23 protein-coding genes are annotated in these 19,389 nt (G+C 58.6%); 9 read left to right on the top strand and 14 right to left on the bottom strand.

The features are described 5' to 3' along the window. Positions 1 to 27: 27 nt before the first annotated feature. The 11 genes from nudB to LZ012_RS15665 form a co-directional block, all read right to left on the bottom strand. Positions 28 to 477, bottom strand: a complete 450-nt coding sequence (nudB, locus tag LZ012_RS15715; protein WP_275711817.1) for a dihydroneopterin triphosphate diphosphatase — start codon at positions 475 to 477, stop codon at positions 28 to 30. Next, entirely contained in the window at positions 474 to 902 is a 429-nt protein-coding gene (locus tag LZ012_RS15710) for a barstar family protein (RefSeq protein WP_275711816.1), read from the bottom strand. Before LZ012_RS15710 ends, nudB begins: the two co-directional genes overlap by 4 nt. A gap of 10 nt (positions 903 to 912) precedes the next feature. After that, a complete protein-coding gene (locus LZ012_RS15705) occupies positions 913 to 1,269 on the bottom strand; it encodes a guanyl-specific ribonuclease (protein ID WP_275711814.1) in 357 nt (118 codons plus the stop codon). Between the two features lie 9 nt (positions 1,270 to 1,278). Next, positions 1,279 to 3,078 (bottom strand): aspartate--tRNA ligase, encoded by a 1,800-nt coding sequence (gene aspS, locus LZ012_RS15700; protein ID WP_275711812.1) that lies wholly within the window; start codon positions 3,076 to 3,078, stop codon positions 1,279 to 1,281. A gap of 19 nt (positions 3,079 to 3,097) precedes the next feature. Then, entirely contained in the window at positions 3,098 to 3,712 is a 615-nt protein-coding gene (locus tag LZ012_RS15695; RefSeq protein ID WP_275711979.1) for a DUF502 domain-containing protein, read from the bottom strand. Then, positions 3,712 to 3,966, bottom strand: a complete 255-nt coding sequence (locus tag LZ012_RS15690) for an FmdB family zinc ribbon protein (RefSeq protein ID WP_275711811.1) — start codon at positions 3,964 to 3,966, stop codon at positions 3,712 to 3,714. The genes LZ012_RS15695 and LZ012_RS15690 overlap by 1 nt, the downstream gene beginning before the upstream one ends. A 70-nt stretch (positions 3,967 to 4,036) precedes the next feature. Continuing rightward, complete coding sequence (locus LZ012_RS15685; RefSeq protein WP_275711809.1) at positions 4,037 to 4,888, bottom strand: prepilin peptidase; 852 nt, start codon at positions 4,886 to 4,888, stop codon at positions 4,037 to 4,039. Then, positions 4,888 to 6,111, bottom strand: a complete 1,224-nt coding sequence (locus LZ012_RS15680; protein ID WP_275711808.1) for a type II secretion system F family protein — start codon at positions 6,109 to 6,111, stop codon at positions 4,888 to 4,890. Before LZ012_RS15680 ends, LZ012_RS15685 begins: the two co-directional genes overlap by 1 nt. 15 nt (positions 6,112 to 6,126) lie before the next feature. Further along, positions 6,127 to 7,839 carry a type IV-A pilus assembly ATPase PilB gene (pilB, locus tag LZ012_RS15675; RefSeq protein WP_275711807.1) on the bottom strand — a complete coding sequence of 571 codons (1,713 nt, stop codon included), beginning with the start codon at positions 7,837 to 7,839 and terminating at the stop codon, positions 6,127 to 6,129. A gap of 78 nt (positions 7,840 to 7,917) precedes the next feature. Next, on the bottom strand, positions 7,918 to 9,189 hold the full coding sequence (locus tag LZ012_RS15670) for an HlyC/CorC family transporter (RefSeq protein WP_275711806.1): 1,272 nt from the start codon (positions 9,187 to 9,189) through the stop codon (positions 7,918 to 7,920). A gap of 7 nt (positions 9,190 to 9,196) precedes the next feature. Beyond that, positions 9,197 to 10,036, bottom strand: coding sequence for a cytochrome C assembly family protein (locus LZ012_RS15665; RefSeq protein ID WP_275711805.1), 840 nt, complete (start codon positions 10,034 to 10,036; stop codon positions 9,197 to 9,199). Positions 10,037 to 10,065: 29 nt separating this feature from the next. Here LZ012_RS15665 and ffh point away from each other — a divergent pair, with 29 nt between their 5' ends. Then, positions 10,066 to 11,433: a signal recognition particle protein gene (gene ffh / locus LZ012_RS15660; protein WP_275711804.1), complete on the top strand. Its 1,368-nt coding sequence runs from the start codon at positions 10,066 to 10,068 to the stop codon at positions 11,431 to 11,433. Here ffh and LZ012_RS15655 read toward each other — a convergent pair whose 3' ends face one another. Together LZ012_RS15655 and LZ012_RS15650 are read right to left on the bottom strand one after the other, a co-directional pair. Continuing rightward, a complete protein-coding gene (locus LZ012_RS15655; protein ID WP_275711803.1) occupies positions 11,434 to 12,045 on the bottom strand; it encodes a lytic transglycosylase domain-containing protein in 612 nt (203 codons plus the stop codon). It abuts the gene before it with no gap. After that, on the bottom strand, positions 12,033 to 13,763 hold the full coding sequence (locus LZ012_RS15650) for a proline--tRNA ligase (RefSeq protein WP_275711802.1): 1,731 nt from the start codon (positions 13,761 to 13,763) through the stop codon (positions 12,033 to 12,035). Before LZ012_RS15650 ends, LZ012_RS15655 begins: the two co-directional genes overlap by 13 nt. Positions 13,764 to 13,874: 111 nt before the next feature. Here LZ012_RS15650 and LZ012_RS15645 point away from each other — a divergent pair, with 111 nt between their 5' ends. The 3 genes from LZ012_RS15645 to coq7 are packed head-to-tail and all read left to right on the top strand — an operon-like array spanning position 13,875 to position 15,582. Beyond that, the gene (locus tag LZ012_RS15645) at positions 13,875 to 14,423 is read left to right on the top strand and encodes an RNA pyrophosphohydrolase (protein WP_275711801.1); all 549 of its coding nucleotides are present in this window, start codon (positions 13,875 to 13,877) and stop codon (positions 14,421 to 14,423) included. Beyond that, positions 14,420 to 14,950 (top strand): CNP1-like family protein, encoded by a 531-nt coding sequence (locus LZ012_RS15640; protein ID WP_275711800.1) that lies wholly within the window; start codon positions 14,420 to 14,422, stop codon positions 14,948 to 14,950. The genes LZ012_RS15645 and LZ012_RS15640 overlap by 4 nt, the downstream gene beginning before the upstream one ends. 8 nt (positions 14,951 to 14,958) lie before the next feature. Further along, positions 14,959 to 15,582: a 2-polyprenyl-3-methyl-6-methoxy-1,4-benzoquinone monooxygenase gene (gene coq7, locus LZ012_RS15635; RefSeq protein ID WP_275711799.1), complete on the top strand. Its 624-nt coding sequence runs from the start codon at positions 14,959 to 14,961 to the stop codon at positions 15,580 to 15,582. A 13-nt stretch (positions 15,583 to 15,595) separates the two neighbouring features. Here coq7 and LZ012_RS15630 read toward each other — a convergent pair whose 3' ends face one another. Continuing rightward, complete coding sequence (locus LZ012_RS15630; protein ID WP_275711798.1) at positions 15,596 to 16,024, bottom strand: OsmC family protein; 429 nt, start codon at positions 16,022 to 16,024, stop codon at positions 15,596 to 15,598. 497 nt (positions 16,025 to 16,521) lie between these two features. Between LZ012_RS15630 and rplM the strand changes: the two genes are divergently transcribed. The 5 genes from rplM (at position 16,522) to erpA (ending at position 19,285) form a co-directional block, all read left to right on the top strand. Continuing rightward, positions 16,522 to 16,950: a 50S ribosomal protein L13 gene (gene rplM, locus LZ012_RS15625; protein ID WP_150427257.1), complete on the top strand. Its 429-nt coding sequence runs from the start codon at positions 16,522 to 16,524 to the stop codon at positions 16,948 to 16,950. Positions 16,951 to 16,959: 9 nt separating this feature from the next. Then, the gene (gene rpsI / locus LZ012_RS15620; RefSeq protein ID WP_275711797.1) at positions 16,960 to 17,352 is read left to right on the top strand and encodes a 30S ribosomal protein S9; all 393 of its coding nucleotides are present in this window, start codon (positions 16,960 to 16,962) and stop codon (positions 17,350 to 17,352) included. A gap of 344 nt (positions 17,353 to 17,696) precedes the next feature. Beyond that, positions 17,697 to 18,458, top strand: coding sequence for a DUF6776 family protein (locus LZ012_RS15615; RefSeq protein ID WP_275711796.1), 762 nt, complete (start codon positions 17,697 to 17,699; stop codon positions 18,456 to 18,458). Between the two features lie 9 nt (positions 18,459 to 18,467). Beyond that, positions 18,468 to 18,869 (top strand): bactofilin family protein, encoded by a 402-nt coding sequence (locus tag LZ012_RS15610; protein ID WP_275711795.1) that lies wholly within the window; start codon positions 18,468 to 18,470, stop codon positions 18,867 to 18,869. A 65-nt stretch (positions 18,870 to 18,934) separates the two neighbouring features. Then, positions 18,935 to 19,285 carry an iron-sulfur cluster insertion protein ErpA gene (erpA, locus tag LZ012_RS15605; protein ID WP_275711793.1) on the top strand — a complete coding sequence of 117 codons (351 nt, stop codon included), beginning with the start codon at positions 18,935 to 18,937 and terminating at the stop codon, positions 19,283 to 19,285. The last annotated feature ends 104 nt before the right edge of the window (positions 19,286 to 19,389 follow it).

Raw genomic sequence — 19,389 nt, 5'->3', positions numbered from 1 at the left:
CCTAATATAGGAGTCCTTTGGCGGCTTTCAAGAGTCCGGATAGCGTTCCTCGAGCATCCGAATGGCATCCCGGTTGCTCCACGAAAAACAGCGTTCGGCGGCTTCCGGCCAGGGGAGCCATTGCCAGTCACGGTGCTCGTCGGGGTTGGGAGTGATGGTGATGCGCTGCGGCAGGCACAGGCTGAACACGTGCTCGACGTTCGACGTGACGCCGGGAGCGTAGCGGTGTCGCCACTCGCTAAAAATTTCGTAGGTGTTGGTCAGCGACCAGTCCTTGAATTCCATGGTCGGACGCAAAATTCCGGTTTCCTCGCCGACTTCACGCCGCGCAGTGTCGATCAGGCTTTCGTCACCTTCGCGACTGCCGGTGACCGACTGCCAGAAGCCGGGGTGGGCGGCCCGTTCCAGCAGCAGGACGTCAAGCTCGGGCGTATGGATGACGACGAGAACCGAGACAGGTTGTTTCGGTGTCGTCATGCCTTGGGCAATACGGCAATGCCGCGGGCCGGGCTGTCGAGCAATATCCAGAACGGGGAGCCGGCTTCCTGGCGCGATTCAGCCGCGGCCTGGAAAACATCGATCAGCGTGGTGAAGGCTTCCTGGTCGCTGGTGCGCAGTTCGCCCATGCCGGTGATCAGGATGACGTGGCCTTTCGCCGGGCACCAGTCCGGGTCGGTCAGGCAATCGAACAGGGCGTCGAAATTGGCGCCGTACCAGCTAGGAAAATCGAGGTCGGCGCCGAGTTGGACGAGTGCCTGCTCCTTGTTTGCTTGCGATGGGATGCTTGCCTTCAGTAGGTGTAGATGTTCTTTGGCGGCGGCCGTTTCGGCCACTGCACGCCGCTCTGGCGCAACCGAGTAAACGCCGGAGGTGTCGATTTTGCTGAACACGTGATCGCCCATGGCTGACCTGCTATTCCCTGATACGCCGGAATGTCCGGTAGTGATCGTCGGTGTAATAAAACTCGCCGCGTTGCCCGGCGATGATCCGCCGTGGACCGCGGTCGCGGCGCCAAGGGGATTCGACGGTGTATTCGCGGTAATAGCCGCGCGCTTCAAGCGGCAGGCGTTTTTCGAAATTGCCGAAAACGATGCCGTCGCGCTGGTAGGGGAAGGGCCCGCCGTCCCGGATCAGCGCCAGGGTCTGCCGGGCTTCGCGCGGCAATTCGGCTACCGATACGCTATCGGAGGTCGAATTGTCGCGACTGAAACCAAATGCGCTTCCAACCGCCAGCCAGAGGACGAGAAGGAAGCGCAGCCAGATTGGCATGGCTACGACTTAGCCCTGGGCGACTTCGACCTGGGTTTCGACCTTCTGGCGCAGGCGGACGTGCAGTTCGCGCAGTTGCTTCTCGTCAACCGCCGACGGCGCGTCGGTGAGCAGGCACTGGGCGCGCTGGGTCTTCGGGAAGGCGATCACGTCGCGGATCGACTCGGCGCCGGTCATCATGGTGACGATGCGGTCGAGGCCGAAGGCAAGGCCGCCGTGCGGCGGAGCACCGTACTTCAGCGCGTCGAGCAGGAAGCCGAACTTGGCCTGCTGTTCGTCGGGGCCGATGTTGAGGGCGGAGAAAACCTTCTCCTGCACTTCGGCGCGGTGGATACGCACCGAGCCGCCGCCCAGTTCCCAGCCGTTCAGTGCCAGGTCGTAGGCCTTGGCCAGGCACTTGCCCGGATCAGAGGCCAGCAGGTCGAGATGCTCGTCCTTCGGGCTGGTGAACGGGTGGTGGCAGGCGGTCCAGCGCTTCGATTCATCGTCGTACTCGAACATCGGGAAATCGACGACCCACAGCGGTGCCCACTTGGCGCTGGTGACGAAGCCCTTTTCATGGCCGATCTTGATGCGCAGCGCGCCGAGGGCGTCATTGACGATCTTTGCCTTGTCGGCACCGAAGAAGATCAGGTCGCCGGACTGGGCGCCGGTGCGTTCGATGACGGCCTTCAGCGAGGCTTCGGACAGGTTCTTGACGATCGGCGACTGGAGGCCGGTTTCATTGATCTGGGTGACGTCGTTGACCTTGATGTAGGCCAGACCCTTGGCGCCGTAGATGCCGACGAACTGGGTGTAGGCATCGATTTCGCCGCGGGTCAGAGTGGCGCCGCCCGGAATGCGCATGGCGGCGATGCGGCCGCCCTCGCTGTTGGCGACACCGGCGAAGACCTTGAAGGCGACATCCTTGAAGGCGTCGGTGACTTCGGTCAACTCGAGCGTGACGCGCAGGTCCGGCTTGTCCGAACCGAAGCGGTGCATGGCTTCGGCGTAGGTCATGCGCGGGAATTCTGGCAGATCGACGTCGATCGCTTCCTTGAAGACGGTACGGATCAGTTTTTCCATCAGCGCGGTGATTTCGGCCTCGCTCATGAACGAGGTCTCGATATCGACCTGGGTGAATTCTGGCTGACGGTCGGCGCGCAGGTCTTCGTCGCGGAAGCACTTGACGATCTGGTAGTAGCGGTCGTAGCCGGCGACCATCAACAGCTGCTTGAAGAGCTGCGGCGATTGCGGCAGGGCAAAGAATTGGCCCGGATGGACGCGCGACGGCACCAGGTAGTCGCGGGCGCCTTCCGGCGTCGATTTGGTCAGCATCGGTGTTTCGACGTCGATGAAGCCGTTGTCGTCGAGGAAGCGGCGGAAGGCGCGCGCCGTCTTGTAGCGCAACATCAGGTTGTTCTGCATCTGCGGGCGACGCAGGTCGATGACGCGATGGGTCAGGCGGACGTTCTCGGAGAGGTTTTCCTCGTCGAGCTGGAACGGCGGCGTGACGGAGGCGTTCAGGACTTCGATCTCGTGGCACAGGATCTCGATCTCGCCGGAAGCCAGGTTGGCATTGGTCGTGCCGGCCGGGCGCGGACGGACCTTGCCGGTGATCTTCAGGCAGAACTCGTTGCGGACGGATTCGGCGATCTTGAAGGACTCGGCGCGATCCGGGTCGCAAACGACCTGGGCCAGGCCTTCGCGGTCGCGCAGGTCAATGAAGATGACGCCGCCGTGGTCGCGACGACGGTGGGCCCAGCCGCACAGGGTGACGATCTGGCCGTCGAGGGAGGCGTTGAGTTGTCCGCAGTAATGGGTACGCATGAAGATTCCGTGGGGTTGCTTAAATGTTGGTAACAACGCGCGGGTGTGGCGGCGGCGCCACGACACCCATCGAGATGATGTATTTGAGTGCTTCGTCGACGGTCATGTCGAGTTCGACGACATCCTTGACCGGCATCATCAGGAAGAAGCCGGAGGTCGGGTTGGGCGTGGTCGGCACATAGACGCTGACATGCTCACCCTTGAGATGATTGACGATGTCGCCGCCCGGGGCGCCGGTCAGGAAGGCGACCGTCCAGCTGCCTTCGCGCGGATATTGCACGAGGAGCGCCTTGCGGAAGGCATTTCCGTTGGGCGAGAACAGGGTGTCGGAAACCTGCTTGACGCTGTTGTAGACCGAATTGACGACCGGGATGCGGGCCAGGATTTTTTCCGACCAAACAACCAGCTTCTGGCCAATGAAATTGGCGGCGAGCAAGCCTGTCAGCAGGATCATCGCCAAGGTCAGGACGGCGCCGGCCCCAGGAATCGCGAATCCGAAGATGTGCTGCGGGTGGACCGCTTCCGGCAGCAGGCGGAGCGACTGGTCCAGCGTGCTGATGATGAGCGACAACACCCAGCCGGTAATGACCAGCGGGACCCAGATCAGCAATCCGGTAATGAAGTAGCGTTTGATCAGTTGGCCACGCACGATGAGCAGCTTCCTTCCCCGGTCTGGCATGGGGGCGGGGTGGCGGCCTTCTGGCTGCCACCCTTGAAATCGGTGGCGTACCAACCATTGCCTTTAAGCTGGAAGCCGGCCGCAGACAGCTGCTTGCTGTAGCTGTCCTTGCCGCATTCCGGGCAGATCGTGAGCTGCGGGTCACTCATCTTTTGCAGATGTTCTTTCTGGAAACCGCAGGAGTCGCAGCGATATTCGTAAATCGGCATGGGAGTCCTCCAAAACCTTGAATTATAACCGAGAGTTGACCTTGGTTATATCAGGGCTGATGCGCGGATTTCAACCGATCATGCCGAGATAGGTGCGGGTGATCTGCTGACCCCAGAATAGTGCGATGACTCCGGCTGCTGCCAGATAGGGGCCGAACGGAATGGGGATGTTGCGGCCATGGCGTGCCACGACAATCAGGGTAATGCCCACCGCAGCACCGACGATGGAAGATAGCAGGATGATGGCCGGCAGCATTTGCCAGCCCAGCCAAGCGCCGAGTGCGGCCAGTAGCTTGAAATCACCGTAGCCCATCCCTTCCTTACCGGTGGCCAGCTTGAACAGCCAGAAGACGCTCCACAGCGCCAGATAGCCGGCCATGGCGCCGATGACGGCAGACGGCAGATCGCAGTAGGCGGCCCACAGGTTGAATGCCAAGCCGAACCACAGGAGCGGCAAGGTGATCGAATCGGGGAGCAACTGGGTATCCAGATCGATGCCGGAAAGGGCGATCAATGCCCAGATGAGTAGCAGGGCGCCGACGGTCTGCCAGGTCGGGCCGAAGTGCCACGCGGCATAGGCTGAGATGAGCCCGGTCAGCGCTTCGACAATGGGGTAGCGGGGCGATATCCGTACGCCACAGCAGGAGCATTTGCCTTTCAGGATCAGCAGATAGCTGAGCAAAGGGATGTTCTCTAGCGCGGTAATCTGGTGTCCGCAGGATGGACAACGGGAGCGCGGTTTGGACAGGGAGAGCGCTGCAGCATCAGGAGGATTCTCGCCACACAATTCGGCGCATTGAGCCGCCCATTCCCGCTCCATCATCTTGGGAAGGCGATGAACCACGACATTCAGGAAGCTGCCGACGCACAAGCCGAGCAGCCCGGCTACGGCAGCCAGGCCGCCCAAGGTTTCCGGCATCATCAAACGACAGACCCGAGCTTGAAGATGGGCAGGTACATCGCGACCACCATGCCGCCGATCAGCGTGCCGAGGATCACCATTATCATTGGTTCCATCAGGCTGGACATGGCTTCCACGGCATCGTCGACTTCCTGTTCGAAGAAGTCGGCGACCTTTGACAGCATGGAATCCAGCGAGCCGGATTCTTCGCCAATCGAAACCATCTGGGTGACCATGTTGGGGAACAGGTTAGTGTTCATCATTGAGGTGGTCAGGTTGGTGCCGGTGGCCACCTCGCCCTGGATCTGCTTGGTGGCCACTTTGTACACGTGGTTCCCGGCAGCACCGCCAACAGATTCCAACGACTCGACTAAGGGAACGCCGGCTGCGAACATGGTGGCCAGCGTTCTGGTCCACCGGGCGATGACCGATTTGCGGACGATGTCGCCGAATACGGGCATGCGAAGCAGCAGGCGGTCCATGGCCATTTGCACCTTCTCGGAGCGCCTCCAGCTTTCAAGAAAGGCGTAAAGTCCGCCGCCGATGGTGCCGAAGATGGCCCACCAATAGGCGACGAAGAAATCGGAAATGCCGATGACAAATAGTGTTGGTGCCGGAAGGTCGGCGCCGAAGTTCTTGAATACGTCCTTGAAGGCAGGGATCACGAAAATCATGATTACCGCCGTGATGATGAAAGCGACAACGATAATAGCAACCGGATAAAACAGGGCTGCCTTGATCTTGCTCTTGATGGCAAGAATCTTTTCCTTGTACGTTGCCAGCCGGTCAAGAAGCGTGTCGAGAATGCCAGCTTGCTCGCCGGCGGCGACCAAGTTGCAGAACAATGTGTCGAAATAGAGCGGGAATTTGCGAAATGCTTGGGATAGTGAACTGCCGGTCTCGACGTCGGCCTTGATATCCAACAGCAGCTTGCCCACCGCCGGATTGGCATGTCCGCGCCCGACGATGTCGAAAGACTGCAGAAGCGGAACACCTGACTTCATCATGGTGGCCAGTTGGCGGGTGAACAGCGTGATGTCCTTGTCGGTAACCTTGCCGCCGGTCTTGAAACGGAGCTTTTTGACCTTGGTATTGGTGACGCCTTGGCGGCGCAGCGTCGTCTGAACGACTGATTCACTGGCGGCACGCATTTCACCGCGTACGGCTTTGCCATCCTTGTTCTTGCCTTCCCATTGGAAGGTGTTTTCCTTGACTGCCGAGGCCTTGGGTCGTGCGGTAGCCATGCAGATTCCTTTTTGTTAAGCGTTGGTGGTGCTGAGAACCTCGTCAAGCGAGGTGACCCCTTGTTTGACTTTCAATAGTCCGGATTCCCGAAGGTCCTTGACTCCTTCCTCTTTGGCCTGAACGGCTAGATCGAGGGAGGAGGCGCCACTCATGATCATGCGCTGCATCGCTTCCGAGATGGGCATAACCTGGTAGAGGCCGACCCGCCCCTTGTAGCCTGTTCCCTTGCAGCGTTCGCAGCCGCCTGGGCCATACAGTGTCCACGAGCCATCGAGATCGCCCTCGGAGTAGCCGGCATCTAGCAAGGCCTGCTTGGGGACTTCCATGGGTTTTTTGCAGTTGCACAGCCGGCGCGCGAGGCGTTGAGCGGTAATCAACAAGATGCTGGAGGCGATGTTGAAGGTGGGGACGCCCATGTTCATCAGACGGGTCAGGGTCTGCGGGGCGTCGTTGGTGTGCAGCGTAGACAGCACTAGGTGGCCGGTTTGGGCCGCCTTGATCGAAATTTCAGCGGTTTCCAGGTCGCGAATTTCACCGACCATGATGATGTCCGGATCCTGGCGCAGGAAGGCCTTCAGTGCTACCGGGAAGGTTAGTCCGGCACGATCGTCCACGTTCACCTGGTTGATGCCGGCTAGATTGATTTCGGCCGGGTCTTCGGCAGTCGAAATATTGATGCCGTCCTTGTTCAGGATATTCAGGCAGGTATAAAGCGAAACGGTCTTGCCAGAGCCGGTGGGGCCGGTGACCAGTACCATGCCGTAGGGACGACCGATGGCATCCATCAGCGCCGCTTTCTGTTCCGGCTCGTAGCCTAACGCCTCGATGCCGAGCGTTGCGGACGTCGGGTCAAGGATACGCATGACGATTTTTTCGCCCTGCAGGGTTGGCAAGGTGCTGACCCGGAAGTCGATCGCGCGGGTTTTGGACAGAACTAGTTTCATCCGCCCGTCTTGCGGCACGCGTTTTTCGGCAATGTTCAGGCGGGAGATGACCTTGATGCGTGAGGCGATCTTTTCCTTGATGGCCAGCGGAGGGGTGGCAACCTCGCGGAGGAGACCGTCGACACGGAAACGAATCCGGTAGAACTTTTCGTAAGGTTCGAAATGGATGTCCGAGGCGCCGTCGTTGATGGCATCGAGCAGTATCTTTTGAATAAATTTGACGACCGGGGCGTCGTCGATCTCCTGGCCGCCAGCATCATCATTCTTGGCGGCTTCTTCATCGAGGAAGTCGAGATTGATGTCTTCGCTGGTGAAGTTTTTCAGTGCTTCGGCTGCGCTCTCGGCGTATTTGCCCACCAGTGGAGCCAACTTGGGCTGTTCGACGACAATGGGGTCAACGGCCAGTCCGGTTTGGAAACGAATTTCGTCCAGCGCCCGCAGATTGGTTGGGTCGGCAATGGCTACCGATAGCCGATTCCCCCGCTTGTTGAGCGGGATGACCTTGTGGGTGGCGATCAGCTTGCGATCAATAGCATCGGCCGGAATGTGGGCTTCGTCGAACGCACTCAGGTCCAGCAAAGGATAGCCGAAGGTGTCGGCGACAAAACGGGCAATATCCAGCGCGCTGGATTTTTGGCTGGCAATGATTTGCTCGATCAGTGAGGTCTTGCTGCTCTGGGCTTGTGACAGCAATTGCTCCGCCTCGACCTCCTTGAGTTGCCCGGCCTGGACAAGCGCACGCGCCAGGCCGCTGAGTGGAGGATTTTGAGGAGTTGCTGCCATCGATTGAGCTTAAATGCCGTTTAGATCGGTCGATAATGCTACGCAGGCGCCTGTTTGTAAAGGTTGTCTGACGGCCATTCAGGCTGCTTCGGGACGGAATATGCGTACGGTAACCACGCTACGGTCCTGGGTTTGCAGAATTTCAACCGCAATCCCGGCTAGTTTGATGCTGATACCGGACTCGGGGATATCCTGAAAGTGCTCCAGAATCAGGCCGTTCAGGGTTTTCGGGCCGTCCAACGGGAAGTCGAGTCCCAGCATGCGGTTGATGTCGCGCAACGGACGTGAGCCTTCGACGATGGTATCGCCCTCATCGGACCAGCGAAGCTCCTGGCCGAGGCCGGGTATCGAGGTGGTGAAGTCGCCGACAAATTCCTCGATGATGTCTTCCAGAGTCAGCAGGCCAAGAATCTCGCCGTATTCATCGACCACAAAACCGATGCGCTGGCGGTTCTCCTGAAAGAAAGCCAGCTGCGAAAAAACAGGCGTTCCTGCCGGAATGTAGTAGGGCGGTTGCACTTGTTGCAGCAGCGAGGCCTCGTCGAAGGCGCTGTCGCCTATGCTGGCCAGCAGGCGGCGAACAGGCAGGATGCCGATCAACTGATCCAGCGACTCTCGGCAAGCCGGTAGTCGGCTGTGGTGGCTAGTGGCCAACTGGTTCCTCACTTCTTCCCAGGGTAGGTCGAGATCGAGGATCTCGATGCTGCCGCGCGGGGTCATGAGATCCTCGACCGTGATGTTGTTCAGTTCGAACAGGCTAGAGAGGATCGTGTGGTGCTTCTTGGGCATCAGGTGGGCCGATTCCAGCACCAGACTGCGTAATTCCTCGGGCGACAGCTTGGTCTCTTCATGCAGGCCGCTCGGCGCCAGCCGGATGCTCTTGAGCAGCGCGGTCACGAACAGGTTGACGAACCAGATGATCGGGTAGGCTAGGCGTAGCAGCGGCGTCAGGATGTAGCTGAGTAGTGGCGCCAAACGGTCGGCGTAGGTCGCGCAGATAACTTTGGGCGAAATTTCGGCGACGACAAGCAGTGCAAAGGTGATGCACAAAGTCCCGATTTCCAGCGCCCACTTCGACTCGCCGAAAAGGGCGAGGGCGATATAGCCGGTCAGGGTGGCGGCGGCGGCGTTGAGCAGGGTGTTGCCGAGAAGGATCAGGCCGAGCAGCTTGTCCGTCTTCCCCAATAGTGCCAGCGCCAGTTTGGCCCCGCGGTGCCCATTCTGTGCGGCGTGGCGCAGACGATAGGGGTTGGCGGCCATCATCGCCGTTTCGGCGCCGGAAAAAATTCCGGAAAAAATCAGCAATACAACCAGAGCCCCGAGCAGGGCGGCTAATGGAATATCGGTCATGGCCGACTCAGACCCGGCCAAGAATCACTTCGGCAACGAAACGGCTACCCACGTAGGCAAGGATCAGCAGTGCAAAGCCAGCCAGCGTCCAGCGCAAGGCCCGTTTGCCGCGCCAGCCCCAGGCGTGCCGCCCGATCAGCAGGGTGGCGAAAATGCCCCAGGAGGCGAAGGCAAACAGGGTCTTGTGATCGACCGACAAAGGCTTGCCGAACAGCGCTTCGGAGAAGAACACGCCGCTGCCGACGGTCAGGGTAAGCAGGATGAAGCCGATCAGCAGCATCTTGAAAAGCAGGGATTCCATGGCCAGCAAGGGCGGCAGGCTGGCCAGGCTGCGTTTCAGGGAACGGTTGTGCAGCGAGCGCTCGGTAAAGCCCATGAAGATGGCGTGCAGGGCGGACAGGGTGAGCAGGCTGTAGGCCAGCATGGCCGTCAGGAAATGCAATTTGAAGCCGGTCGCGTTGGCGTGGGCGACCAGATGCACGTTCGGGAAAAGCACCGGCAATATCGCGCAGCCGGCAGCCAGGGGCAGGACCATCGGCTGCATGCCTTCCATGCGGGCCATGAAGCTTTCCAGCCAGTAGATTAGGACGGCCAGCCACATCATCAGCGATAGCGCGAAGCTGAATGAGAAACGCATCCCGGCCTCTGTGAACAGGGCATCGTAGAGCCCGCCGGCGTGAATGGCGAGCGCCACGGCAATGGCAGTGCGCTCCCAGGTTTGCATGGGGCAGGCGACGCACTGTCCCTCGCTTTCGCGCCAGCGGGTGTTCCAGAAGTGGAAACCGAGGGCGCCATAAATCAGGGCAGCGAGGATGTGCGGCAGAAGCTGAATTACAATGTCGGACATCCTTGAATTCTACTAGAAGCCCAACTGACATGCTTGATAACCTGACCAATCGCCTTGCTCGCGTCATGAAGACGCTGAAGGGCGAAGCACGCCTGACCGAGTCCAATATTTCCGAAGCCCTGCGCGAAGTCCGCATGGCACTGCTGGAGGCTGACGTCGCCCTGCCGGTGGTCAAGGATTTCGTGGCAGCGGTCAAAGAAAAGGCAGTCGGCGAAGAGGTGATCGGTTCGCTCAGTCCGGGGCAGGCGTTGATTGGCGTTGTTCATGCCGAACTGACCAAGATCATGGGTGATGCGCATGAGGGTATCAATTTCAACACCCAGCCGCCCGCCATCGTCCTGATGGCTGGTTTGCAAGGCGCGGGCAAGACGACGACGGTCGGCAAACTGGGCAAGTTCCTCAAGGAAAACCACAAGAAAAAGGTGCTGGTCGTTTCCTGCGACGTCTATCGTCCGGCTGCTATCGAGCAGCTGAAATCGGTGGCCGGTCAGGCCGGAATCGATTTCTTCCCGTCGACCGTCGGTGAAAAGCCGGAGGCCATCGCAGCCGGAGCGATCGACTGGGCCAAGCGCCATTACCATGATGTGCTGCTGGTCGACACCGCCGGTCGTCTGGCCATCGACGAAGAAATGATGGCGGAAATCAAGCGTCTACATGCTGCGATCAATCCGATCGAAACGCTGTTTGTGGTCGACGCCATGTTAGGTCAGGATGCCGTTAATACCGCCAAAGCCTTCAACGAAGCCTTGCCGCTCACCGGCGTGGTGTTGACCAAGCTGGACGGTGATGCGCGCGGCGGTGCTGCGTTGTCGGTGCGTCACATCACCGGCAAGCCGATCAAGTTTGCCGGTGTCGGCGAAAAACTGACCGGTCTGGAGGCCTTCCATCCGGAGCGAATGGCTTCACGCATTCTTGGCATGGGCGACGTGCTGTCGCTGATCGAGGAGGCACGCAAGGGGCTGGACGAGGAAAAGGCCGTTGCCTTTGCCAAGAAGCTAAAGTCCGGCAAGGGCTTCGACCTGAACGACTTCAAGGAGCAGATGGCCCAGATGCGCAACATGGGCGGCCTTACGGCCCTGATGGACAAGATGCCGGCGCAGATCGCCCAAGCAGCGGGGTCTTTGCCGGCCGGGGCGGAGGGCAAGATCATCGGCCGCGTCGAGGGCATCATCAATTCCATGACGCCCCAGGAGCGGGCCAAGCCGGAACTGATCAAGGCCAGCCGCAAGCGCCGTATCGCGACAGGGGCCGGCGTTCAGGTTCAGGAAGTCAATCGCCTGCTCAGTCAGTTCGAGCAGACGCAGAAAATGATGAAGCAGCTTTCCAAGGGCGGCATCGGCAAACTGATGCGCGGCATGAAAGGTATGCTGCCCGGCATGGGCGGCATGGGGCGCTGATCAGTTGGCCGCCTGCGCCAAGCGGGCAGCCTTCTCGTAACCCCACTGGTTCTGCCAGGCGGCGCGAACCATATTGGGATACTCCGGCTTGCCCAGGCTGCCGTTGTAGCGGCCGAGGGCGCGGAACAGGTCGCCCTTTTCGATATCCAGGTAGTGGCGCAGGATGGTGCAGCCGTAGCGCAGGTTGGTGCGCAGATCGAACAGTGAGTCTTCCGGGCGGCCGATCAGCTTGACCCAGAAGGGCATGACCTGCATGTAGCCGCGGGCTCCGGCCGACGAAACTGCATATTTGCGGAACCCCGATTCGACTTGCATCAGTCCGAGCACCAGTTGCGGATCGAGCCCGGCTCGCGTCGCTTCATAATGCACGCTGCGCAGCAGGTCGATCCGGTACTCGCGGTTAGGGATGCGCTTTTCCAGGCGCGGCGACATGGCGGCCAGCCAGTCGACCGCGTCCATCGGTGTCTTGAAGGAGCTGACGCTCGGTCGGGAATCGGAAACTGCCTTGTGCAGGGCGGCCTGCGCGCTGGCTGACAGTGCTTCGTACTTCTGCGCGCCGGCGTAGGCCGCCGACGCGCCACACAACAACAGCGCGACAATCAGACGGCGCACAGCTTCCCTTGCAGGGTAGCCACGATGTCGGACTGGGCGATCATCGTTGCCTCGGCGTCGCGACGTCCCTTGTATTCGAACTGGCCGTCCTTCAGGCCGCGTTCGCCGATGACCACACGGTGCGGGATACCGATCAGTTCCATGTCGGCGAACATGACGCCAGGACGTTCGTTGCGGTCATCCAGCACGACATCGAAGCCGCCCTTTTTTAGGTCGGCATAGAGCTGGTCGGCGGCAGCCTTGACCGCTTCGCTCTTGTGATAGCCCATGGGCACGATACAGACTTCGAACGGTGCGATGGCGGCGGGCAACACGATGCCCTTCTCGTCGTTACCCTGCTCGATGGCAGCGCCCACGATGCGCGACACGCCGATGCCATAGCAGCCCATCTCCATCACCTGGCTCTTGCCGCTCTCGTCGAGATAGCTGCAGCCGAGCGCCTGGGCGTATTTCTGGCGCAGCTGGAAGATATGGCCCACCTCGATACCGCGGCAGATGTCCAGCATGCCTTTGCCATCGGGCGAGGGGTCTCCGGCGACGACGTTGCGCAGGTCGAAAATCTCGGGTTCCGGCAGGTCGCGACCGAAATTGACGCCGGTCATGTGATAACCGGCTTCGTTGGCGCCACAGACGAAATCGCTCATCACCGCGACGCTGCGGTCGGCAAAGACAGCCACTTTTTCCCGGTCGATGCCGACCGGGCCGATGAAGCCTGGCTTGCAGCCGAGATGCGCGATGACTTCTTCTTCGGTGGCGAAACGGAAGGGATTGATCGCGGCAATCTTGCTGGCCTTGATTTCGTTCAACTCATGGTCGCCGCGTAACAGGAGCAGGGCGAAAGTCTGCTTGCTGTCTTCCTTCTCGCTGATGACGGCGATCGATTTCACAATCTGGCCGAGCGGTAGTTCGAGGAATTTGGCTACGTCGGCGCACGCCATTTTCCCGGGCGTGTGGGTTTTCTCGAGCGCCTTGGCGGCAGCCATGCGGGACCTTGCCGGGGCGAGCGCCTCGGCCAGTTCTACGTTGGCGGCGTAATCGGAATCGGGGCAGAAAGCGATGTCATCCTCACCGGAATCGGCCAGCACGTGGAATTCATGCGAGCCGGTACCGCCGATCGAACCGGTGTCGGCGGCGACGGCACGGAACTTCAGTCCGAGGCGGGTGAAGATCCGGCTGTACGTGTCGTACATGTTGCCGTATTCGCGCTTCAGGTCGTCAAACGAGCTGTGGAACGAGTAGCCGTCCTTCATCAGGAATTCGCGGCCGCGCATGACGCCGAAACGGGGGCGGATTTCGTCGCGGAACTTGGTTTGCACCTGATACAGGTGGATCGGCAGTTGGCGATAGCTCTTGACGTCGCGGCGGACGACGTCGGTAATGACTTCCTCGTGTGTCGGGCCGATGACGAATTCGCGTTGGTGACGGTCCTTGAAACGCAGCAATTCCGGGCCGTACTGCTCCCAGCGGCCGGATTCCTGCCACAGTTCTGCCGGCTGGACAGCCGGCATCAACAATTCCAGGGCGCCGGCCTGATTCATTTCCTCGCGCACCACATTTTCGACTTTGCGCAAGACGCGCAGGCCGAGCGGCATCCAGGTGTAGATGCCGGCGGCGGCACGCTTGATATAGCCGGCCCGCAACATCATTTTCTGGCTGATCACTTCGGCGTCGGCCGGAGCTTCCTTGAGGGTGGTGAAAAAGAACTGCGAAGTGCGCATGGGATGCTCTTGAATTCGTTGCTAAACCTCGATTTTACACGCTCCGGCTTCTTTGCATGTGACCGCCCTTTGTGAAAGAATTGGGGTAACTATTAATTTTGCAGGATTTCTATGCTCGACCGTGAAGGCTATCGCCCGAACGTCGGCATCATTCTTTGTAACGCCAAGAACGAGGTTTTCTGGGGTAAGCGCATACGGGAGCATTCCTGGCAGTTTCCGCAAGGTGGCATCAAGCGAGGCGAAGCGCCGGAAGAAGCCATGTATCGTGAACTGTATGAAGAGGTCGGGCTCTTGCCCGAGCATGTGCGTATCCTCGGGCGAACCAAAGGTTGGTTGCGTTACGAAGTGCCGACACACTGGATCCGGCGCGAATGGCGCGGTTCCTACAAAGGCCAGAAGCAGATCTGGTTCCTGTTGAGGTTGGTCGGGCGTGATAGCGACGTTAGTTTGCGGGCAACCAGTAAACCTGAATTCGATGCGTGGCGCTGGAACGACTACTGGGTGCCGCTTGATGCGGTCATCGAGTTCAAGCGTACTGTCTATGAGCAGGCGTTGAACGAGCTCGTCCGCTTCCTGGATTTCGACCGCAAGGGGCAGCGCCATCGCCGCGAGCTTCCTGCCGGTGGGACGGAAACTGTCGAAGCCGACGAGGATAAATGATCATGCGCGTTCGTTTGTTAGCCCTTTTTCTCGTGCTGCTGCAAGGGGCGGTTTGCTCTTCTTCGGCCATGGCTGAGGATGATGACGAATATGAGCCGAAGCAGTGGCAGGAAATCGAAGCGCCATTTCCGCCGGCCAACGTGCGCGGCAATCTGCTGCCTTTGTATGTCAGCGCGGCGACCGCCAACAAGTTCTATATTGATGGCGCAAGCCTGAGCGTTGGGGCAGATGGCGTAATCCGCTACGTAATGGTGGTCGAGACGCCGGAAGGTGGGCGAAATGTCACTTTCGAGGGGATGCGTTGTGACGCACGGGCGCGCCGCATCTATGCCTCCGGTCGCTTGGACGGAACGTGGTCCAAGGCCCGCAAGAGCGAATGGGCGCGAGTTCAGGACGCCTATGCCAACCGGCAGCACGCGGCCTTGTTTCTCGAATATTTCTGCCCCAACGGCATAGCGGTGCGCAGTGCAGCTGAGGCGCGCGATGCCTTGGTTCGCGGCGGGCACCCAGATGTCGTCCGGCGGTGAGTGTTGCCATGTCTCCTGATGCCTTGATCCTGGAGTTCGATCGTGCCCTGCGCTCAGTATTTGCGCCGGCGTATACCGTCCGTCCGCATCCGGCTCGGGAACTTCCCGAGCCGGAGTTGAACACCGCCGAGCGGCGTCAGGTTGTCGGGCTGATGCGGGTCAATCATTGCGGTGAAATATGTGCCCAAGCTCTGTATCAGGGGCAGGCGCTGACGTCGCGTGATCCAGTGTTGAAAGACGCGCTACGCGGTGCGGCCACGGAAGAAACCGAGCACTTAGCGTGGACGGAAAAGCGGATCGCTGAGCTGGGTGGGCGAAAGAGCCTACTGAATCCGCTGTGGTACGCCGGCTCACTATCGCTTGGGCTGGTGGCCGGGGCCTTGGGCGACAAGTGGAATCTCGGCTTTCTGGCCGAGACCGAGCGCCAGGTCGAGGCGCATCTCGATGGCCACTTGCGCTGTCTTCCCGAGCAGGATGCTAAATCCCGCGCCATCGTCGATCAGATGCGGCTCGACGAAATCCAGCATGCCGAAGCGGCAGTACGGCACGGTGCGGCGGCCTTGCCTGCGCCAGTCAAGCTTGCGATGAAATTGGCGGCGAAGGTGATGACTTTCACCGCCTATCGCATCTAAGCCTGTCTGGCGACTAGGCTTCTTCGATAATTTCGAAGTCGGTGGTCATCTCAGCTGTTTTGCCGATCATGATGGATGCCGAGCAATACTTCTCTTTCGACAGTTCGATCGCCCGGGCAATGGCGTCGGCTTTTAGATTCCGGCCTTTGACGCGATAGTGGAAGTGGATGCGCGTGAAAACCTTCGGATCGGTTTCGGCGCGTTCGGCATGAAGGCTGACGTCGCAGCCGCTGACCTGATGGCGCCCTTTTTTCAGGATCAGCACAACATCGAAGGCTGAGCAGCCGCCGGTTCCGGCGAGCACCATTTCCATCGGGCGCAAGCCGATGTTTCTGCCGCCGGCTTCCGGCGCGCCGTCCATCACGACGGCGTGTCCACTACCTGTTTCGGCAACGAACGACATCCCAGCGTCGTTGCCCATCCATCTCACTGTGCAATCCATTTCGATCTCCTGTAGGGGTGCCGAATTCTAACGGAATTGCTAAATGATTGAATCGAGGTGGCGATTGTTGCGGTGCAGCATTTGATCAATATCATATCGCAGGCTTTAAGCGGGGCGTTTTGATTTATCAATGCTAAATATTCGCCGTAGGAAATATAAAACTACCGTAATTACAGATTGTTATATTTGATAAATGAAATTGATCGACGTATTTGAATATAAGTTGTGCGGCGCACAAATATTTCTTGCCTGACTTTCGGCGTTCGGGCAGAATGTGAAGCGTACGAACTGTAGTGACTTAGTAGCGAGAAGTTCTTCGGTTCAGATTTGTCTCCTCCACCCTCCTCCTTTGGTGTGGATTTAACGCGGCTCAGCGAGCCGCGTTTTTTTTGCCTATTTGTCAGAGTGATTGAAAAGGATTGACATCGGCTCAAAAAGTCGACTAAAATCCGCGCCTTTCTCCAATCTGCGCCCATTTTTTTCAGGACGGCACACACATGAAAACGTTTTCCGCCAAGCCACATGAGGTGAAGCGCGAGTGGTTTGTGGTAGACGCCACAGACAAGGTGCTCGGCCGCCTCGCCACCGAAATCGCTCGTCGCCTTCGCGGCAAGCACAAGGCTATCTATACCCCGCACGTTGATACCGGTGATTTCATCGTTGTTACCAACGTTGAAAAGCTCACCGTTACCGGCAACAAGGCTGAAGACAAGAAGTACTTCCGCCACTCCGGTTACCCGGGCGGTATCTACGAAACCAACTTCAAGAAAATGCAGCAACGCTTCCCGGGCCGTGCCCTGGAAACCGCCGTCAAGGGCATGCTGCCGAAGGGTCCGCTGGGCTATGCCATGCTCAAGAAGCTGAAGTGCTACGCCGGCGACCAGCATCCGCACACTGCCCAGCAGCCGAAGGCTCTGGAAATCTAAGGGGGTATCATGGCTGAAGGTTATTTCTACGGTACCGGTCGTCGCAAGAGCGCCGTTGCTCGTGTTTTCATGAAGCGCGGTTCTGGCGCCATCGTTGTCAATGGCAAGCCGGTTGACCAGTTCTTCTCTCGCGAAACTGGTCGCATGATTGTTCGTCAGCCGCTGGAGCTGGTTGAGCAACTGAACGGTTTCGATATCAAGGTTAACGTTACTGGTGGTGGTGAGTCGGGTCAGGCTGGTGCTGTCCGTCACGGCATAACCCGTGCGCTGATCGAGTACGATGCAGCGTTGAAGCCGGCGCTGTCGAAGGCAGGCTTCGTTACCCGGGATGCTCGTGAAGTCGAGCGTAAGAAGGTCGGCTTCCACAAGGCCCGTCGCCGTAAGCAGTTCTCCAAGCGCTAATTCAGCGCTGCTAGGAAGAGCGAATCGAGTCGGTTGTGTAAAGTTCGCTGATTCAAGAAATGCCCGTTATCGCAAGATGGCGGGCATTTTTGTTTTATGGATTTCATGGGGACGTTTGTGCGTCCAGGATGTGCGATGTGCCGTGCCGTGCTCGTGACTGACCTTGCGGGCCGCTTTCATTAATTCCAAACCAATTTTCTGCTGTATTCAAGGCGAGATAGTGCTTTCCGTCCGTGCAAGCGGTGTTTTCAACGTCAATTGGTTGATGCCAGTTTTTCGATAGTGATATCGTTGCGCCTTTCGGCTTAGGTGTGGCGTCAAGGTTTTTCGTTGCGGTTCATGCCATGGCCGGTCTGCTTGCGTTTTCATCGATGCCAACACCCGCAGTTACTCTTCGAATTCGGAAGTTCAGGCGCCGTTTCGGCATTCTTGCGCCAAAGGTCGTCGTGCGTAGCCATCTGCCGCTACGATGGTATGTGTTGTCACTTACCTTGTTTGCGCTGTTGATGGTTTCGCTCGGCTGGCTCATGGCTCAGCGCAATGAAGCGGGGCAACTCGGGCGAGAGTTGGCGGAGTCACGTCAGCAACTCCTGGCGCAAAGTGATGAGTTAAGTGTTTTGCGTTCTTCTACCGGAACGGAGCAAAGCGCGGTCAATATAGAACGAGCGGCGCGGCAGCAATTGCTGTCCAGAATCAAGGCGCTGGAGTCTGACAACGCAATGCTGAAAGAAGATATGTTGCTCTTTGAGCGCTTGATTCCTGCGGCAGGCGAAACGGCCGCAGTTCGGGTTGAAAACTTCAAGGTTGCGGTGGCTGGTGGTGGTCGATATCAATATCGCTTGTTGATGGTTTATCAGCCTGACAAGCAGTTGCCGGAATTTCGTGGCTTCCTTCAGCTAGAAATTCAATACGCTCATTCGGGGCGAAGTGCTCGGATGCTTGTCCCGGAGCCGAAGGACCTGAAGCGTGACGGGGTGGTCGAGATCAGGCATTTTTTGCGTCGGGAGGGTGGTTTTGTGTTGCCGACCGGGGCTGTGCTGCAAGGGGTTGAGGCCCGCTTGTATCAGGGGGATGTATTAAAGTCTAAACGGGTGGCTCAGTTATAGAGGTGTTCAATGTTTGGTAAAAAGCCTGAAAGCAAGCTGCATGGGCGTATCGATAGTTTGATCGGCGCGGGGACGCGCATTGAGGGGGCGCTCTATTTCACGGGAGGGTTGCGGGTTGATGGGGAATTAAAAGGCAGCGTCCAGGCGGCTGAAGGGGCGTCCTCTTCAACCTTGGTCTTGAGCGAGCATGCGCGTATAGAAGGGGCAGTCTCGGTTGCCCATATGGTGACAAACGGAACGGTCGTCGGTCCGGTTGTCGTCACGGAGGCATTGGAGATGCAGTCCAGGGCGCGCATCGTAGGTGATGTCGAGTACGCGACAATCGAAATGCACCAAGGGGCTGTTATTGAAGGTCGTCTGGTTAATGCTGTGCGAAAGGCTGAGGAACTAAAACCACCCGAGTTGGCCTAATGCCGTTGACCACCGGTTGTGTGGGCTCGCATAATCGTGCACGAATTTTTTCTGGAGTCTTGTTCATGAACGCAGTTACCGAAATGGCAGTTCCTATTAACTTTACCGACAGCGCTGCAGGGAAAGTGCGGGAGTTGATCGAGGAAGAGGGAAATCCCGCTCTGAAATTGCGTGTGTTTGTGACGGGCGGTGGTTGTTCGGGTTTTCAGTATGGATTCACCTTCGACGAAGAAGTTAATGAAGACGACACCACGATGGAAAAAAATGGTGTCACGCTTCTGATCGATCCGATGAGCTATCAGTATCTGGTTGGCGCCGAGATTGATTACTCCGAAGGGCTAGAGGGTTCGCAGTTTGTTATTCGGAATCCCAACGCAAGTTCCACTTGCGGATGCGGCTCTTCGTTCTCTGCTTGATGTAACGGGTTTTTGTTTAATTTTAATGAAAGGCAGCTTTGGCTGCCTTTTTTGTTGTGGTTGGGTTCTCTGTATAGACTGTGTTTGCCGAGGGTTTGCTGGGT

It is taken from the genome of Dechloromonas hankyongensis, assembly GCF_022012295.1.
Lineage (GTDB): Bacteria > Pseudomonadota > Gammaproteobacteria > Burkholderiales > Rhodocyclaceae > Azonexus > Azonexus hankyongensis.
Note: the sequence above shows the minus strand (reverse complement) of the source record. Positions and strands in the feature narration are given on the sequence as shown.

What these genes read in the sequence shown, in the direction of transcription:
- nudB (WP_275711817.1), bottom strand. Translation starts at nt 477, where the DNA reads ATGACGACACCGAAACAACCTGTCTCGGTTCTCGTCGTCATCCATACG.
- LZ012_RS15710 (WP_275711816.1), bottom strand. Translation starts at nt 902, where the DNA reads ATGGGCGATCACGTGTTCAGCAAAATCGACACCTCCGGCGTTTACTCG.
- LZ012_RS15705 (WP_275711814.1), bottom strand. Translation starts at nt 1,269, where the DNA reads ATGCCAATCTGGCTGCGCTTCCTTCTCGTCCTCTGGCTGGCGGTTGGA.
- aspS (WP_275711812.1), bottom strand. Translation starts at nt 3,078, where the DNA reads ATGCGTACCCATTACTGCGGACAACTCAACGCCTCCCTCGACGGCCAG.
- LZ012_RS15690 (WP_275711811.1), bottom strand. Translation starts at nt 3,966, where the DNA reads ATGCCGATTTACGAATATCGCTGCGACTCCTGCGGTTTCCAGAAAGAA.
- LZ012_RS15685 (WP_275711809.1), bottom strand. Translation starts at nt 4,888, where the DNA reads ATGATGCCGGAAACCTTGGGCGGCCTGGCTGCCGTAGCCGGGCTGCTC.
- LZ012_RS15680 (WP_275711808.1), bottom strand. Translation starts at nt 6,111, where the DNA reads ATGGCTACCGCACGACCCAAGGCCTCGGCAGTCAAGGAAAACACCTTC.
- pilB (WP_275711807.1), bottom strand. Translation starts at nt 7,839, where the DNA reads ATGGCAGCAACTCCTCAAAATCCTCCACTCAGCGGCCTGGCGCGTGCG.
- LZ012_RS15670 (WP_275711806.1), bottom strand. Translation starts at nt 9,189, where the DNA reads ATGACCGATATTCCATTAGCCGCCCTGCTCGGGGCTCTGGTTGTATTG.
- LZ012_RS15665 (WP_275711805.1), bottom strand. Translation starts at nt 10,036, where the DNA reads ATGTCCGACATTGTAATTCAGCTTCTGCCGCACATCCTCGCTGCCCTG.
- ffh (WP_275711804.1), top strand. Translation starts at nt 10,066, where the DNA reads ATGCTTGATAACCTGACCAATCGCCTTGCTCGCGTCATGAAGACGCTG.
- LZ012_RS15650 (WP_275711802.1), bottom strand. Translation starts at nt 13,763, where the DNA reads ATGCGCACTTCGCAGTTCTTTTTCACCACCCTCAAGGAAGCTCCGGCC.
- LZ012_RS15645 (WP_275711801.1), top strand. Translation starts at nt 13,875, where the DNA reads ATGCTCGACCGTGAAGGCTATCGCCCGAACGTCGGCATCATTCTTTGT.
- LZ012_RS15640 (WP_275711800.1), top strand. Translation starts at nt 14,420, where the DNA reads ATGATCATGCGCGTTCGTTTGTTAGCCCTTTTTCTCGTGCTGCTGCAA.
- coq7 (WP_275711799.1), top strand. Translation starts at nt 14,959, where the DNA reads ATGTCTCCTGATGCCTTGATCCTGGAGTTCGATCGTGCCCTGCGCTCA.
- LZ012_RS15630 (WP_275711798.1), bottom strand. Translation starts at nt 16,024, where the DNA reads ATGGATTGCACAGTGAGATGGATGGGCAACGACGCTGGGATGTCGTTC.
- rplM (WP_150427257.1), top strand. Translation starts at nt 16,522, where the DNA reads ATGAAAACGTTTTCCGCCAAGCCACATGAGGTGAAGCGCGAGTGGTTT.
- rpsI (WP_275711797.1), top strand. Translation starts at nt 16,960, where the DNA reads ATGGCTGAAGGTTATTTCTACGGTACCGGTCGTCGCAAGAGCGCCGTT.
- LZ012_RS15615 (WP_275711796.1), top strand. Translation starts at nt 17,697, where the DNA reads ATGGCCGGTCTGCTTGCGTTTTCATCGATGCCAACACCCGCAGTTACT.
- LZ012_RS15610 (WP_275711795.1), top strand. Translation starts at nt 18,468, where the DNA reads ATGTTTGGTAAAAAGCCTGAAAGCAAGCTGCATGGGCGTATCGATAGT.
- erpA (WP_275711793.1), top strand. Translation starts at nt 18,935, where the DNA reads ATGAACGCAGTTACCGAAATGGCAGTTCCTATTAACTTTACCGACAGC.